Below are 16,353 nucleotides of genomic sequence, written 5' to 3'. Positions count from 1 at the left end.
ACCGGCTTCCCTGTCGAACCCCGGAACGACGCGTCATCGCGCCACGGGCGGTGATTTTGTCAAATTGACAATCACGAAAAGGAAGCCATGGATCTGGATTTTCTCTACAACATGAATGAGGGGCCGTTGCGCTCCGGCCTGATTGTGATCGGTGTGTCGCTGATCGCCATCGTGGCGGCGATCATCCTGCATCGCCTGGGCACCATGCTGGTGCGGCGCCTGGCGCGCGGCCATCCCTTTACCACCACCGCCACCGAAGTGGCGTTCAATGCAGGGCGGGCCTGCCTGATCCTGTTCATGGTGCGGCTGGTGCTGACAGGCGCGCCTGACAATACGCCCGGCCTGACCAGTGTGTCGTATGTGACATCGGTGGCGCTGGTGCTGGCGCTGACCTGGTTCCTGATGCGCTGCGTGAAGTCGGTCAGCGTCACCGTCATCAAGCTCAATCCCTACAATGTGGCCGACAACCTCAGGGCTCGTCGCATCCTGACCCAGACCCGGGTGCTCTCGCGCAGCGCCTATTTCATCATTGCGCTGCTGGGTTTGTCGTTTGTGCTGCTGACGCTGCCGGGTGCGCGTCAGTTCGGCGCCAGCTTGCTGGCATCGGCGGGTGTCGCCGGCATCGTCGCCGGTATTGCGGCCAAGCCGGTGCTGGGCAACTTCTTTGCAGGCTTGCAGATTGCGTTTTCGCAACCGATACGCATCGACGACGTGCTCATCGTCAAGGGCGAATGGGGTCGCGTGGAAGAAATCACCGGCACTTTCGTGGTGGTCAAGATCTGGGATGAGCGGCGCATGATCGTGCCGCTCCAGTGGTTCATTGAAAATCCGTTCGAGAACTGGACCCATACCTCGGCCACCATCCTCGGTACCGTATTTCTGTGGATGGATTTCTCGGTTCCTGCGCAAGAGATTCGCGCTGAATTCGAGCGGGTGCTGCGCACCCTGCCACTGTGGGACCAGCGCGTGTGCGTGATGCACGTCACCGACGCCAGCGAACGCAGCATGCAGATTCGGCTGCTGGTGTCGGCCGTCGATTCGGGTAGCGCTTTCGACCTGCGTTGCCAGGTACGCGAACACATGATCGGCTTCATCGCCAGGAATCATCCGAGCGCGCTGCCGCGCCTGCGGGCCGAGGTCGAGCCCAGAGGGAACAATGCCGATGCGCTCGATACCATCATCGATGGCTCGCCACGCGAATAAGAAGGAAGACAGGCGCCACAAAAGAAGACGGGCCCCACTACTAACGACGAGGGAGAAGCGTCGCTTTTGTGGGGCCCGTCAGGGGAGATCATGGCATTACCGGGGTCACCGGCATCTACCGTCGCCGGGCGCTTGTGGCGCCGGGCGATCAAACAATCAGTTAGTGCAAATTACAGCGGGCGATCTTGCGCGTTGCTCACGACCTGGCCTTCCGAACGTGCCTGTTGCAGTTCGTCCTTGACTTGTTGACGGGTCAGGGTCGAGTGGAATGGCTTGTCGGCAGGATATTGGTCGCTGACCAGGATTTCGCCATTGGCGCGGGCTTGCTTCAATTCAGCCACGACTTCGGCGCGGGTCACGGTCGACACCACAGGCTTGTCGGCAGGATAGCGGTCGGTGACCAGGATTTCGCCGTTGGCACGTGCCTGTTGCAATTCGGCGATGACTTCTGCGCGCGACTTGGTGGAGTGGAATTCGGTTTCAACTGGATAGGCTGCTTCGGCCATCACGGCGCCGACGGCGCTGCTCAACAGGATGCCAGCGAAAAGGTTCTTTGCAATGTTCTTGGTGTTCATGATAGTTCCTTGTGAGAGAAATGATGTGCAAGCTAGCCCGGCCCGTTGGTTGTTGGATCAGTCGCTGTTTGCTTTCATCGTGGAACCAAGTTTAGGGATTGCCGCGATCGAGAAAAAGGAGCTAAACCGGAATACATAATTCCCAAAACAAGAACAATCAGTTTTTTCGTATAGAGGTAATTGTTATTTTAATAATCTATGCGTGTCCCAGGTGCTGGCGATAAATCAGTGGAAAGCCTTTGTGGTAAAGGGATTCTGGTTGATCGGCCCAACGGAAAATGCAGGTCTGATCACTGCGGAAAATGATGGCACCAGGTAAATACTATCGTGCCGATATCTAGATTCAATGAAGTCGTTCAAGAGATTTGAAGGAGTTCTTCAGCCATTCGTTGTATACGGTAAGATATAGCGAATGACAGCAGCACCCGCCTCAACGCTCGTTTCGAACCTCTCCTCCTCCATGAAAACAGCCCTTGCTCTACGCCACGTCGCCTTCGAAGATCTCGGCCAGCTGGCGCCGCTGCTGGCCGGGAACGGCTACCAGATCCGCTATCTGGATATCGGCGTGGATTCGTTCTCCGACTGTTCGCCGCTGGATGCCGATCTGGTGGTGGTGCTGGGCGGGCCGATCGCGGTGTACGACATCGATCGCTATCCCTATCTGCGTGCCGAGATCGCCTGGTTGCGTGCACGTCTGCTGGAAGATCTGCCGACCCTGGGCATTTGCCTGGGCGCGCAGTTGATGGCCGCGGCCCTGCATGCGCGGGTGTATCCGGGCACCGCCGGCAAGGAAATCGGATGGGCTTCGCTGCAGCCTGGCGCGCATGCCGACGACGTGCCGTGGATGGCGCAATTGCTGGGGCACGACATGCGGGTGCTGCAATGGCATGGCGACACCTTCGACCTGCCCGTCGGCGCGCGTCACCTGGCCTGCAGCGAACGCTATCCGAACCAGGCCTTCTCCTGGGGCCGGCATGGCCTGGGCCTGCAATTTCATCCGGAGTTCGACGTGCGCATGGTGGAGCGCTGGCTGATCGGGCATGCCCATGAGATCGCCCACACCCGCAACATCAGCCTGAGCAGCCTGCGTGCCGATGCCGATCGCTATGGTCACGACTTTCATCGGGCTTCACAGCAATTCTGGCAAGGCTGGCTGGGCAGCCTTGCACAGAATCAGGTTCAGCCTGCCTGAACCGGCCCCAGGTTGAACTTGCGTCCTGCCTCCGCCAGCTTCTCGGCCTGCGCGCGCAACAGGTCGGAGGTGGCCGTAGCCTGCTCGACCAGCGCCGCATTCTGCTGGGTGGCGTCATCGATCTCGGTGACGGCGCGGCTGATCTGGTCGATGCCTGAACTCTGTTCGCGGCTGGCCACCGAGATCTCGCCCATGATGTCGGTTACGCGGCGGATGCTCTGCACCACGTCGTCCATGGTGGCGCCGGCCTGGTCGACCAGCTGACTGCCGGCATCGACCTTTTCAACCGAGGCGTCGATCAGGGTCTTGATCTCCTTGGCGGCAGCAGCCGAGCGCTGCGCCAGCGAGCGCACTTCGGATGCCACCACCGCAAAGCCGCGACCCTGTTCGCCGGCACGCGCCGCTTCCACGGCGGCATTCAGGGCCAGGATATTGGTCTGGAAAGCGATGCCATCGATGACGCCGATGATGTCGACGATCTTCTTCGACGAGTCGTTGATCGAGCCCATGGTCTGCACCACCTGCGAGACCACTCCGCTGCCCTTGACGGCCACGTTCGATGCGTCCTGCGCCAGCTGGTTGGCCTGCTGCGCATTCTCGGCGTTCTGTCGCACGGTGGACGTGAGCTGCTCGATGGAGGCGGCGGTTTCTTCGAGTGAGCCGGCCTGCTGTTCGGTACGCGACGACAGGTCGAAGTTGCCCGATGCAATCTCGCTGGCGGCGCTGGAGATCGAATTGGTGCCGTTCTGCACCTCGCCCACGATCACCCGCAGCGCGCTGTTCATCTCGGCCAATGCGCGCATCAGGTCGGCGATTTCGTCGCGACCCTTGGGGGCGATGTGTCCCGACAGGTCACCGGCGGCGACTTGCCGCGCCACCTGCAGCGCCCGCTTGAGCGGCGTGGTGATGCTGCGCCCGATGATGATCACCGCCACCGCGCCGATGGCCACCAGCAGGATGCCCAGCACGATCATCAATTGCATGCTGCGCGCGCTGCTGCGGTCGATCTCGGCAGCCATCGCATCGATCGACTGGCGCTGCATCGCCAGCAAGCCGTTCAATTGAGCGACGTAAGCCTTGGCGGCGGGATCGAAGACCTCCCCGTAGGCCTTCTCGGAGGCCGCCGCGTCACCGGTCTTGCGCGTGTTCATGACCAGCTCCTTGGCCGCCTGGTATTTCTTGCGCGCGTCCAGGATGCCGGCCATCAAGCCTTTCTCCTGCTCCGACTGCAGCAGCGGTTCTATCTTCTTGATGACCGCGCTGCCCTTCTTGACGCTCTCGTCGATGTCTTCCTTGAAGGTATTGGACAACTCGGCGTCGCTGCTGCGCGCAATCATCGAGGTGCGCACCACGGCCGAATAAGTCAGTACGAACCAGTCGGCCACCAGCCGTTCCTTGGCCAGCGGCACCTCCATCATCTGCCGCGTGGCGTCGGCGTTGCGTCGGGCGTCGAGCAGTGACATCGAGGTCGACAGGATGGCTAACAGAAGAACCAGGGCGAAGCCAAGCGTCAGGCGGTTGGCGATCCGCATGTTGGTCAGGATTTTCATGAATGTCTCGACGATCAGATGACGGGCGTGGCCCGTCGGGTCCCAGAATTATTGTTATTGATTATTATTGGTCGTCGCCGCTGGCGTGGGTGTGAATCACAACCTGCGGATGCTGATCCAGATTACTGGCTTTTGTAGAGACAGAGAAGAGGCGCGCATTACTATGCGCGCAAAAGCAACACTGCTGCCGTGCAGCAGCAGCGTCGACTTATACGATGTCTGTTAGTCCTGCACGTGCCGCCATCACCCGCGCCAGCACTCGGGTGCCGGCCGCGAAGTCATCAAGCTCCATGGCCTCGTCGGGATTGTGGCTGCCATTGCCGTTACGCACGAACAGCATGCCGGTCGGGATGCCCTGATTGGCGAACAGCGCCGAGTCATGGCCGGCGCCGCTGGGCAGGCGCCGCTGCGACAGGTCGAATCCTTGTGCGGCCGCTTGCAGCTGGTCCTGCAGCAGCGGATCCATTTGCGCCGGCTGGCTGCCGGTGCGTTCTCCCAGCGCAAAGCGCACGCCATGACGCTGTTCGGCGGCCGCCACCGCATCCAGCAGATGGCGTTCCATGCAGTGCAAACTGTCGATGCTGCGTGATCGTACATCGACGCCAAAACTCACTAATCCTGACACCTTGCTGATGTCGGCCTGGCCGGCGTCGGTAAACACCTGGCCGAAGGTCAGGGTCAGCTCATGGCCTTGCGCTTCCATGCTGGCCCAGTCCTGCTGCAAGCGCGCGATGACTTCAGCCAGCGCCACCACCGCATCGTGACGATGACTGCGTGGCGTCGCGCCGGAGTGCGCGTAGTCGCCGCTCACCTGGGCATGGCGATAGCGCAGGCTGCCGCAGATGCCGGTCACGACGCCCACTTGCTGGCCTGCCTCCACCAGCACCGGGCCCTGCTCGATGTGGAGTTCGAGAAAGCAGGCGATGCGGCTGGCTATCAGATGCGGCGGCGCCACGCCGATATCGTCGGGACGACCGCCGCATTGTTCAAGATGGGCGCGCAGGCTGCGTCGGGTATCCAGTCGCAGGATCTCCAGCGTCTCGGCCGGCAACAAGCCGAAGGCCGATTTGCTGCCGATATAGGACACCGGGAACCAGGCGCTTTCTTCGGCCCGGATGCCCATCACCGTGACATCGCATTGCGGCTGCAGCCCGGCAGCGATCCAGCCGGCCAACACGGCCAGCCCGGCCACGACGCCCGCGGCGCCGTCGTAATTCCCGCCGCGTGGCACCGAGTCCAGATGCGATCCGGTCATGACGACGGCGGCCGTGCGGTCGCGGCCCGGCAAGGTCAGGTAGAGATTCAATGCAGCGTCGGTGGTGACCTCCAGTCCGAGCTTGTGCGCACACTCGCGCATCAGGGCATGGGCCTGTTGCTCGCCGGCGCCATAGGTATCCCGCGTGATGCCGGGCGCGTCGCCGTTGAGATGCGCATTGTCGCGCCGCATCTGGTCGAAAAGATGGCGCGCCAGCGCCATATCTGGTTCAGCGGAGTTCGCTACGGTCTGCAAGGTCATATCGGTTTGCTTGGGTTTAACGATGTCGTGCAAGGCAGCAATTGCCATGCCAGGGCAGAAATCATACAGAGTTAGTCACGCCATGCCCGGGTTTGTCTGACGGAGAGCCATGCGAAATTGCAGCACGGCAGCAAGAACAGCTGTTTTACGTCATCGACGAAGCCGAAAATGAGCGATTGTCCGACATTAGTGAAGGTCGGCAGTCCCTATAGTGAAGCTGCAGATTCACTTACTTCACAGAGTTCATCTGTTTGATCCGACGCTAATAGGAGATAAATAATATGAAAGCACGACACATCCTCATCTCGACCCTGTTTCTTGGCATGACCGCCGGCGCCATGGCGCAAAGTGCGCCGGCCACTTCCACCACCGGTACCGCATCGAGCGACCCGTTCGTTCAGAAGCGCCAGGCCGATGCCGATGCCAAGGCAGAATACAAGGACCAGAAGAAGTCGGCCAAGGCCGACTACAAGGCCGACAAGAAGGAAGCCAAGCAGCACCTCAAGCAAGAACGCAAGGAAGCGCGCGCCAAGCGCAACGCCGACCTCGCCAATTCGCCTGCGACCAAGTCCGACAAGACACCTTGATGCGCGTGTCCTGAAGGCCTGCATGGCGCAGGTCGTATAAAGCCACCAGGGGCTGGAGTTATCCAGCCCCTGGTGCTTTCCGGCTTCTCCAGATTCAAGCCAATGGCACCTGTTTGCGCCGTCATTCCCCGGGAATCGGCGCAAGATAGGGCGTGCCAGTTTACAAAAAGTCACCGCATCATTGCTTCGAGATCTCCAGTAAATCCGAAAACCGAGGGGGATAGGCTGCCTTAACCTTGTGACTTCATTTTCAACGAGGAGCAGCCATGTCCGTTACCCCACCCGGGCACAAGCGATGTCCATCGTCTGGCACCTCGGACCAGGGCGAGCCGCCGACATCGGCCGCGCCGCCGGCCGGTCGTGTGCGAGCGGATGCTGTCAGTGCCGCCGCCCGGCCCAAGCCGAAGGTGCTCCGGCTACCGCCGTCGCCGGCCGGCGCCGGCATGCTGGATATTTCGGGTTTCGACCGGCCGTTGCGTCTGACCCTGGATCATGGCGACGACTGCATCCGGGTTACTACCCTGCCCCGCGATGCGACGATTGAATTTCCGGCCTTGCCTGCACGCTGCGTCGATGCACGTGACATCGATGTCGGTAGTGGGTCAAGCGAGCTGTCGCAGTGCCATGCGCCGTTGCCCTCGCTGGCCGTGGCGATGGCGCCGACCAGCGATGGTGCGACCACTTTCTTCATCAATCAGCCGGGCGGGCCACATGCGCTGCGGGTCGTGATAGCCGCAGACGCCGCGCCGCGCGCACGCGCACGGCTCGCTGCGTTGTTGCGTCACGCGCTACGCGATGAACGACGCTTCCAGGGTTATCTTCGACTGCTGCGCAGCGGGCTGTGCCCACGCCATTGGATCGGCGCTTTCGCGCCGATGGCCGGTCAGTTATGGCACGCCCTGCCAGATTCGCTGCGGCGCAGGGTCTGCGCATATTTCGTCAGCCCGACCGACACCAGCGAAATACACTTTCGCATCGACTTCGGCGCAGCGCTTGCCGTCGCCACCCGGGAGCATCTGACGTTGTTGCTTGAGGTGTTATCGAGTGCGCTCGGGTACTGGCTGGAGCGCTCACGCCTGGACCAGATACCGGATCCATGCTGGGATCAGGGAATCATGCACGCGCGCCCGGATCGCCCCACCAGGTCCGATTTTCTCGGTGCCTGTCAGCGGGTGTTGCAGGGCTACAGGGAAGAAACGCGCGATGGCGCACGCCAGCGCGGCGCCGATGATGGGGGGGACTGGCTGGCGGCCTTGCTGGCCGATCCTGAGGTGAGCGAGATCGTACTGGACGCCAGCACGGGCGGGACGGTCTTCATTGGACCGCTGATGCGAGATGTCACCCTCACCCTGGGCGATGTCGACGCCCGTGTCGAATTCGGTGCGTTCGGATGTGGCCGGGCCCGGCTGCAGGCAGGCAAGTCCACCAGGTCGTTGGCGATCCGTTTGCGTCAGCACGGAGACCGCTGGCCGCGCCACCTGGTGTCGGACCTGCGCCGCGATGCGTGTACCGGCCTGCACGCCAGCGTGACGGATATGCGCTGCGGCGGTGGCATGACCCTGCACGCGCCAGCGGGCGTTGCCTTCGATGAGGCGGGCTGGGAGCAGTTCAAGACGGCGGCAGATTTTCGGCTTGAGATGTGTCTGTCGACCCTGCTCGAATGGAGTGAAGTCCTGGCCCAGGGGCATCGCCTCACGCGTGAACAGGACCTGCGCCTGTCGGACCATGTGCATGAGATGTGTCCGGGATCCGATCACTGGACAATTGGTCCGGCCAATGCGCTGGTTGACGAAATGGATCCCGCTGCGACCAGTGGCACCGCAGGTTTGCGGCGCACGATCCTGATGCTGCAGCAGTTGCAGGTAGCGCAGGTCAAGTTGTACCTGAGCGGCGCGCTGTTGCGCAGGCTGGAGCCGGACCGATGGCGTGGCGGCATCAGGAAACATGCCGGATTGGCGTCGATCGCCGGGCGCATCACGGCGGTACAGGTGGATTACGCCTGGGAAGCGATGCATGCCGGACGGCACTATCAGGCACTCTGTCGTCACCTGCACGTTCTTGAGCACAGCGAGCGTGATCCGGTGCGCCGCCATGTGCTGTGTCGCGACCGCGAACTGCTGGTCATGGCGCTGCAAGCCATGACCGGTGAAATCGGCGACTGCACGCCACCGCATGCCAGCGAGCTGGTGGCATGCGCCGACGATGCCCAGTGCAGGCTGGCGCTGAAGATCATGCTGATCGGTTCGCTGGACCAGCGCCTGTTCGCTGCCAGCGATCATTGGCGAAGATCGTTATTGCGTCGATTGCGTCAGGCAGGGGCCAGCCCCCGACGCGCGTTGAACATGAGCGATATGGCGCTGATTGCCTTCTTGCGTCACGCCGATGCAGCCCAACTGGAGACGCGTTTCCAGACATGAATTGATCCACGCCATCGATGCCGGAGGGCCAGCGAAGCGCCGTCGATATTCACAAAATTTTCTCCACAAAAATCTACGGCCTCGCACAACACGCTGCCTTAACCTGTCCTCCCCCAAAAACGTGTCAATGGAGGTGTCAGGATGTCTGGTGAACCAACCGATAAGCCCATCGATTCAAGTCGGAAGACTGCTAGCAAAGGTGACGACGGCAAAGTAGCCGGTGGCCGGCCAGCCAGGTCGAAGTCTGCGGCGCATGGTCGGACGGCGACGGGACCTTCCGGCAACGTCAAGCCGCCTGTGCCGCAACCGGCTATCGATGTCGTGCTGGAACGCCGTGGGCGCGGCTACACGGTCATCAGGGGCGAGCACATGAAGCCGGCCGGCGACGACGGCGACAGCTTCTATCGTGCAGTGCTATTGGCGCTGGGCCAGACCCGCGGCGACGAGGTGGCCAGCTACGACATCCAGGCATTGCGCAACGACGTGGCCGATACCCTGATGCCCCGACTCAACTCGGGTTTGCTGCGCATCTGGTGGCAGAATCGCAAGCGGCGCACCGGGCTGACACCCGAACGTTATATCGAGCGCTACATTCGCTCCCCCGGCAGCTGGGACGAGCCCCTGGCACAGTTGCTACCGGTGATCGTCCCTTCCAGCGCCACCTGGCGTCGGCTGGGCGGAAGGCGCCTGGTGGTCGACCTGGCGGGCAATGGCCGGCAGGCCGATCCCGGCGGGAAAGCCCCGGTGGCGGCCATTCGCGCCAGCGACCTGTGGAATGCATTCGTCAAAAGCGACGCTGCCGTCTTCGGCCCGATGCAGCGCGAGGTGCTGCGTGACAAGTCGCTGTCGATCTCGTCGCTGACGCGTACGACGCGCATGACGCTGGACCACCCCCGCGATGCCATCGAGATGCGTGCGGTGCCGACCGACCTGACCGTGGTATTTGCCACATTGACCAAGGTCGATGCCGGCAAGGATCAACGCGACCTGGTCCTGCTGCCCAGTTCAACCGCCTTGGTCGACAGTCACGCCAGCCTGCCGGCCATCTCAGTCGCGCTGGCGTCCGATGCCGGGAACGGCACCCGGACCTACACCGTGACCGACACCGGTAGCGGCGCGACGGTGCGGTTTGTCTTCGGCGCCGGTGTTGCGTGTCCGGCCATCGAGGTCCTGGAGTCGCTGAAGCGATCGGCCGACGTCAAGCAGGCGTTCCTGATGACGACGCTGGACCAGCTGATGACGGCGCTCAACGACATCGAGCCCGTGGCACCAGGCGCTCGTGCGCCGGCCGAACGTGCGGCGATGGCGCGCTTGTGGAGCGACCTGTCTGATGAAGTGCGGCGTCGGGTGCAGGCCGGTTTCGGCGGTCGCGAGGGGCCGGCGGCGGCCGAGCTGGACGTCGTGCGTGAACTCAAGAACGGCAGCGATCCGGCCCGCGTCGCACTGGCAAATGACATGCTGGTCGCCGCGCTCGAGCTCTGGTCACAACGTGGCGATGTCAGCCGGATTCCCTTTGCCTTCTGGCGCACGGAGATGGCGCATGCAATGCCCGTAACGGGCGATGGTGCCGATTTCATCCACGCACGCGCGCGCGTGCAGGATAGCTTCACACGCTGGACAGCGGTCCGCGCCGACCTGCAGCGCTGGCTTGGCGATCCTGCCATTGCTGCCAGTCCGCAACTGGATGCGGCAGCGCGAGAGTGCCTCGCGGTCGTGCTGAAGCGGGCCGACGAGGCAGGATGGACCGGGTCGGTGCCACAGACAGAGGCTGCTCCACATGAACTGCGCAGCCGGTTGGCCAAATTGCACCAGACGATCATGCAGCGTCGCGAATCAACGCCGACAGAGCAGCGCGAGGTGATCGCGGCAGCGTTTGCGCATGGCGCCGCGCAGCTATGCGGCCCCGTCGTGCGCGAGATGGCCGACGACGCCAGCGTCGCCACCATTCCAGCGGTTCCTGCCGTGAGCGTGCTGTGGCCGAAGCTGGTGGCGGACACTGCACGCCAGGTGCTGCACCTGGACGCTCAGGCCGAGCGCGATGGCATGATCGACTTGTCGTTGATGAATCGCCGCGCCACGCTGGTGCTGGACCATCCCGGCGATATCCTGCAGATGACGCGCATTCCCCCTGGCCTGGAGGTACGCTTCGACCCGGCCGCGCCGGGCAGTGTCGGCAGCGACCAGCGCCGGTTGTACATCCTGCCTGGACAAGAAGCCTTCCTCGGCCACTTCGGCCCGCTGCCATCGATCTCCGTGACCCTGTCCAGGGGCAAGCCGGCGGGCTGGCACGACTACACGATTTTCGATATCGGCTTGCGTGTCGGTTGCCATTTCATCTTCACGGGTGTCGTCGCCCCCCACGCCGGAGATGTGCTGGTGGCTCTGAAGCAGGCTGCCGATGCCAAATGGGCCGCCTTCAGGGATCTTTACAGCGAGCTGAGCAACAATGCGCAGATCGGCGCATGGGCGCCAGAACGCCGCACGGTGGCGGCGACATATTGGCGCGCACTTCCAACGTCGATCCAGCAACGGGTGCTCGCTTACTATCGCTTGAATACGACGATCCGTGCGCTGTTGGAGGATATTGATATCGGTGATGCACTGGCAAGCGGAGTGGGCGCCGCGAGTGTTGCCATGGCGCGCACAGTACTGATGAGTGCATTGGATTACTGGGATGTGCATGGCGAGCTGGACGATGTGGCCGACTCCCTCTGGGATGACGTTATCGCCCAGGCGATGTCGACGCAGTTGTCACCTGCCGGCTTCAATGACCTGCTTGGCACCGTGCTGCAGGCGCATCGCCAGTGGCAGGAGACGGCGCCATTGTTCGACAACATGGTGCAGTGGCTGGCCCAGCCGGCGCTGGAAGACGATACCGGATACCAGCAACTGCGCCAATGCCTGCTGCGCGCCACCCAGCGTGCGGTGGGGCTGCCGGTCGAGGCCTCGGGCGAGGTCCTGGACAGTCTTGAGCGCACAGGCCCGGGCGCGCCTGGCGCAAGTCAAACATGCGGTGGAGCTGCCGGATGCACCGTCGATGACGCCATCCCGGATCGTGCCGCGTGTGCGCAAATGGATGACACGTATCGGTGGCGGCGAACCCATCATTGTCGATGCCGACGCCGATACGCTCGACGAATCGACCATTGAAGAGAACTGCCAGTTGGCGGGCATGGGGGTGCGCGCCGTGACCTACCGGTTGGACCCGAACCTGCCGGCTGCGCGCGTTGCCAGCCTCTTCGCGATCGGATCGGCATTGCTGGCCGACGGCACGGGGCCCTTCGAGATGCTCGACAAGTCCTACGATGGCAATGGCATCAACGATGGTCAGCTCTGGTGGCGCAGCTACCGGTTCTATAGCGCATGGAAATACGATGCGCAACGGCGCTCGTGGCGGCGAAACCTGCACGAGATGAATGTGGAGGGTTCGCTGGTCGCGCAACGGGAGGCCTTCGATGCCTTTATGGATGCGCTGTTGAAAGACATGGCCAGCGGCCAGTCGCTCTACTTCTTTTCCAACGACCGGCAGCAGATCGAACTGTCGGGGGGCGTCGGCATTATCGTGGCGCCGCAGTCGCGCTTCGAGCAGCGCACCGTACATCTGGTCGGAACCGGCGGCCTTCTGATGTTGCCGCCTCATTTGCAGGGGACCGTGACGATCGATCTTTCCCGGCTGGATAAAGATGCGATTTCGCTGATCGACATTGCGCCGCTGTTGATGGAGAAATTGGAATCGCATACGCCGGTGACGATTGATGGAAAGACCTTTCTGCGCTACCGCCGTGCAGATGACGATACCTTGATGCTGCAGATCGGCCCGCAAGAAAGCCACCATCCATTGTGCTTGACCCTGAAGAAGCAATTGCAGGATATCTGTCGCCAGCAACTCACGGATGATCTCGCCGATGAAACCCTCAGTGAGGTCCAGGTGGGGTTCGAACTGGAGGGCGACATCGTCTTGCCGCCCATGTCACGCAACGTGCTGATCTACCCCCTGGGAACGTCGCCGAACTTCATCATCCGCAAGCTGGGCGCGGGCCAATTGAAACTGTTGAGTGAGGTGCCGTTGGGCGAGACATCTGCGCAATTGCGCGTCAGGCTTGAATTTGCGCCAGAACTCCTGCCGCGCTATGGCGTAAGTGAACTGTCGCTGGGTAGTAACGCTTATCTCACCGCAGCCATCAGCGACTGTCAGGATGGCGGTACTCTCGTGCTCTGCTGCGAACCCGGGGTGACGCTGGATCGCGACACCTGGAACAGCTCGGTACAGGCCCTCACGGATGTCCACGATCAATACGTCGATACCCTGCTGGATTGGGATGAGCGGCTACGCCATGGCCGGCCTTTCACTGCAGCCGACCTGCGGGTAGCGCAGCGCTACGGCACCGCGTTGAACGTGCGTATCGACCCACACATGAGACAACAGGCGGCGCTGCTGAGCAGCACGCTGGAGCAACGACAACAGGAAGAGCTGGCCAGGCAGCAACCCGGTCGGGTACGCGATTCATCCGGGGGCGAACGTGACACGATCGGCGCGGTGCTGGCACAGATGCTGATGTTTTCATTTGCGGGCACGTTCGAGGATATCTCGCTGGCGCAATGGCAGCGCCTGATCGACGGACAAGATTCTTCGTCCATGGCCGGATGCCTGTTCGGCATGTATGTGGACATGGCATGGCAACGCGAACAGGCCGACGAGTTCTATTCCGGCCTGGCCGGCCTCTATGCTTTTCTGCAGATGTCGGCCACCGATGCCACCGCCGAAGCCGCATTGGAACGGGATGAGGCCTGCCTCGATGCCGTGCTCGACCTGATTGCCGGCGATCAGGTCAGCGATGAAGTGCTGCAGAAGGTCGGGCTGGCCGAGGTGAAGGGACATCCAGGGGGGCTGACCAGGCTCAAGCTGATCCTGGTCATGCGGTGCGAGGAAAGGCTGTTCGATGACGATCCGTTTTGGCGCGATCGTTTGCTGCATGACTTGCGCTGGGCGCATGCGAGATCGCGTCGCAACAACGTATTCAACCTGCTGACGTCGTTCATGGTCGGACGCGGCGGAAGCGATGCCGTGAAACTGGCTTACCAGCACCAGAAACTGTCACAGGCAGTCAAGCATCCGGCCTTGCCGCAGGTCCCGCCAAAGCAGGATGTGGTTATCTTCGACCAGGTCGCTACCATGCAGACCGAACGCGCCACGCTACCGGAGAGCGCCCCACGCCTCAGTCGGAGTAGTGAAAAGCCGGAAGACGATGGCGTCTGTCGATTTGTATCTGCGGTCACCATGACCGGCGCCCTGCTGATCTTCATCGGAGATGCCGGCACGGCGTGGAGCAAATGGTATATCGACGATACGGGCACCCCGCGGCAACGCTACACGACGATGTACTTCCAGATCCTGAAGGCAGTGGGTTGGGGGGGGCAGCATGCGGCGGGTTTTGCGTGCCAGCCTGCAGGCGGCGGCCCAGTCCGGTCGATACAGGTGATAGCGCCGGCGGTGGGGTTGGGCATGGCCTTCAACTACCTGGCGGGCGGGTTTGCCGAGCTGGTCGTGCGTCCACCCAAGACCCGCTGGACCTGGCGCCGGGATATGCGTCCGCTGTCGGCACGCATACCTGGCGTGCGCGGCACCAAGATCATGCAGCTGGTTGATCTGGCCGGCAACGTTTACCTGCTGATCGCCGATGGCGCCAGGATTGCCGAACTGGCCACGCACGAGGAAGATGTAGAAGGCGCGGATGTGCTCAGCGCCGGTATGTCGTGTGTTTCGTCGATATTGGGTACGTACACCGCCGGGGTTGAAATCGGGTCCAAGGCCTTGCTCAGCCCGGCCAAGCTTTTCTATCAGGTCGTAGGCGCCTCGTCGTCACTCGCCAACCTGTGCGCCTCTGCGGCAGGAGAATTGCCGGCACGGCCATTGCGTACCGATGACGATCGTGATGATCTATAGGCAGGCCTGGCTGGCTCAGGTCGTTGAGGCAACTGGCGCGCTACGCCACAGGCGTCGCGCCAGCCAGGCCGCGATGGCGGCCTGCATCAGCATGAAGGCGGTCACGGCCAGCCATCCGGAATGCTCCCAGAACCAGCCCCCCACCGACCCCAGGACACTGCCGCCGAGGTAGTACGCCAGCAAATACAGCGAGGCGGCATGGCCGCGACCGCGTTGCGCCAGGCGCCCCACCCAGCTGCTGGCGGCCGAATGCGTGGTGAAGAAACCGATCGTGATCAGCACGATGCCGGCGATCACCAGCGGCAGGATCGACGCGCAGGTCAGCAGCAACCCGACGCATGAAATGGCAATGCCGGCGGCGACCAGCGGCGCGCGCCCGAAGCGATCGGCCAGCGCGCCGGCCGAGGACGAGGCAAAGATGCCGAACACGTAGGCGCTGAAGATCAATCCGGTGGCAGTCGGCGACAGCGAAAAAGGCGCACCCATCAGGCGAAAACCGGCGTAGTTGTAGGACGTCGCAAAGATGCCCATGGCCAGGCCGCCGATGGCAAATACCAGTGGCAGCCGGTCGTGACAGAGATGCGCCTTCCAGAGCGCGAAATGATCGCGCAGCTGCATGCCGGTATTGCGCACGAAATTGCGCGAGCGCGGCAGGAGGAAGATGAACGCCACCGCCAGCATCAGGTCCAGCACGCCGATGGCCAGCATCGCCGGGCGCCATCCGAATGATTCGGCCAGGATGCTCATCGCTACCCGTCCCATCATGCCGCCGAAGGCGTTGCCGGCGACGTACAGGCCCATCGAGAACCCCAGTCCGGCCGGATCGATTTCTTCGGCCAGGTAAGCCATCGCAACGGCCGGCACCCCGCCCAGGGCCAGGCCTTCGAGCGCGCGCACCGCCAGGATCAGATGCCACGACGGCGCCACCGCTGCCAGCAGGTTGCAACAGGCGGCCACCGCCATCGAGGCGAACATCAGCTCGCGCCGGCCGTAGCGCTCCGAGATCATTCCGGCTACCGCGATCGACACCGCCAGCAGCGCCGTCGAGAGCGACAACGCCAGCGATGCGCCGGCCGCGCCGACATGAAACTCGCGGGCGAACTCCGGCAACAACGGTTGCACGCAGTACAGCAGCGAAAACGTCGCAAAGCCGGAACAGAACAACGCAATCGTGATGCGACGGTAGGCGGCCGAGCCGCGCGCGGCGCCGTTGCGTTGGGTGTTGCCTTGAGGGGGCCGGGCGATACCGGCAGTGTCGGAAAGGGAAGACATGGATGCAGCGTGCGGCAAGGCCGCCTGGACTCGGATGCATCAGTCTGGGAGAAAGCGGTTATATTGTCCAATATATATAAGCGGCCCAATCCATATA

9 protein-coding genes are annotated in these 16,353 nt (G+C 62.6%); 5 read left to right on the top strand and 4 right to left on the bottom strand.

What is annotated here, in order from left to right; translation table 11 throughout:
* Positions 1 to 87 precede the first annotated feature (87 nt).
* On the top strand, positions 88 to 1,203 hold the full coding sequence (locus tag LBW87_RS17110) for a mechanosensitive ion channel family protein (RefSeq protein ID WP_225202672.1): 1,116 nt from the start codon (positions 88 to 90) through the stop codon (positions 1,201 to 1,203).
* A 170-nt stretch (positions 1,204 to 1,373) separates the two neighbouring features.
* On the opposite strand, the gene LBW87_RS17105 is transcribed toward LBW87_RS17110, so the two are convergent.
* Positions 1,374 to 1,778, bottom strand: coding sequence for a DUF4148 domain-containing protein (locus LBW87_RS17105; protein WP_225202671.1), 405 nt, complete (start codon positions 1,776 to 1,778; stop codon positions 1,374 to 1,376).
* Positions 1,779 to 2,238: 460 nt separating this feature from the next.
* On the opposite strand from LBW87_RS17105, the gene LBW87_RS17100 reads away from it, so the two are divergent.
* Complete coding sequence (locus tag LBW87_RS17100; RefSeq protein ID WP_225202670.1) at positions 2,239 to 2,970, top strand: glutamine amidotransferase; 732 nt, start codon at positions 2,239 to 2,241, stop codon at positions 2,968 to 2,970.
* On the opposite strand, the gene LBW87_RS17095 is transcribed toward LBW87_RS17100, so the two are convergent.
* Both LBW87_RS17095 and LBW87_RS17090 read right to left on the bottom strand, forming a co-directional pair.
* On the bottom strand, positions 2,958 to 4,520 hold the full coding sequence (locus tag LBW87_RS17095; RefSeq protein ID WP_225202669.1) for a methyl-accepting chemotaxis protein: 1,563 nt from the start codon (positions 4,518 to 4,520) through the stop codon (positions 2,958 to 2,960). The genes LBW87_RS17100 and LBW87_RS17095 overlap by 13 nt on opposite strands.
* A 208-nt stretch (positions 4,521 to 4,728) precedes the next feature.
* Positions 4,729 to 6,036: a Zn-dependent hydrolase gene (locus LBW87_RS17090; protein ID WP_225202668.1), complete on the bottom strand. Its 1,308-nt coding sequence runs from the start codon at positions 6,034 to 6,036 to the stop codon at positions 4,729 to 4,731.
* Between the two features lie 281 nt (positions 6,037 to 6,317).
* On the opposite strand from LBW87_RS17090, the gene LBW87_RS17085 reads away from it, so the two are divergent.
* From LBW87_RS17085 to LBW87_RS17075, 3 genes are all read left to right on the top strand, one after another.
* Positions 6,318 to 6,623, top strand: coding sequence for a hypothetical protein (locus tag LBW87_RS17085; protein ID WP_225202667.1), 306 nt, complete (start codon positions 6,318 to 6,320; stop codon positions 6,621 to 6,623).
* 266 nt (positions 6,624 to 6,889) lie between these two features.
* Positions 6,890 to 9,040 carry a hypothetical protein gene (locus tag LBW87_RS17080; RefSeq protein WP_225202666.1) on the top strand — a complete coding sequence of 717 codons (2,151 nt, stop codon included), beginning with the start codon at positions 6,890 to 6,892 and terminating at the stop codon, positions 9,038 to 9,040.
* Positions 9,041 to 12,008: 2,968 nt separating this feature from the next.
* Positions 12,009 to 14,984, top strand: a complete 2,976-nt coding sequence (locus LBW87_RS17075) for a hypothetical protein (RefSeq protein WP_225202665.1) — start codon at positions 12,009 to 12,011, stop codon at positions 14,982 to 14,984.
* Between the two features lie 15 nt (positions 14,985 to 14,999).
* On the opposite strand, the gene LBW87_RS17070 is transcribed toward LBW87_RS17075, so the two are convergent.
* Positions 15,000 to 16,256: an MFS transporter gene (locus LBW87_RS17070; protein ID WP_225202664.1), complete on the bottom strand. Its 1,257-nt coding sequence runs from the start codon at positions 16,254 to 16,256 to the stop codon at positions 15,000 to 15,002.
* Between the last annotated feature and the right edge of the window lie 97 nt (positions 16,257 to 16,353).

This window comes from Herbaspirillum sp. alder98, assembly GCF_020179755.1.
In the GTDB taxonomy this organism is placed as follows: Bacteria; Pseudomonadota; Gammaproteobacteria; order Burkholderiales; family Burkholderiaceae_D; genus Herbaspirillum.
The sequence above is the reverse complement of the archived record's forward strand: the minus strand, read 5'-3'. Positions and strand labels throughout refer to the sequence as shown.

Coding starts and splice junctions, on each gene's coding strand:
- LBW87_RS17110 (WP_225202672.1), top strand. CDS start 88: ATGGATCTGGATTTTCTCTACAACATGAATGAGGGGCCGTTGCGCTCC.
- LBW87_RS17105 (WP_225202671.1), bottom strand. CDS start 1,778: ATGAACACCAAGAACATTGCAAAGAACCTTTTCGCTGGCATCCTGTTG.
- LBW87_RS17100 (WP_225202670.1), top strand. CDS start 2,239: ATGAAAACAGCCCTTGCTCTACGCCACGTCGCCTTCGAAGATCTCGGC.
- LBW87_RS17095 (WP_225202669.1), bottom strand. CDS start 4,520: ATGAAAATCCTGACCAACATGCGGATCGCCAACCGCCTGACGCTTGGC.
- LBW87_RS17090 (WP_225202668.1), bottom strand. CDS start 6,036: ATGACCTTGCAGACCGTAGCGAACTCCGCTGAACCAGATATGGCGCTG.
- LBW87_RS17085 (WP_225202667.1), top strand. CDS start 6,318: ATGAAAGCACGACACATCCTCATCTCGACCCTGTTTCTTGGCATGACC.
- LBW87_RS17080 (WP_225202666.1), top strand. CDS start 6,890: ATGTCCGTTACCCCACCCGGGCACAAGCGATGTCCATCGTCTGGCACC.
- LBW87_RS17070 (WP_225202664.1), bottom strand. CDS start 16,256: ATGTCTTCCCTTTCCGACACTGCCGGTATCGCCCGGCCCCCTCAAGGC.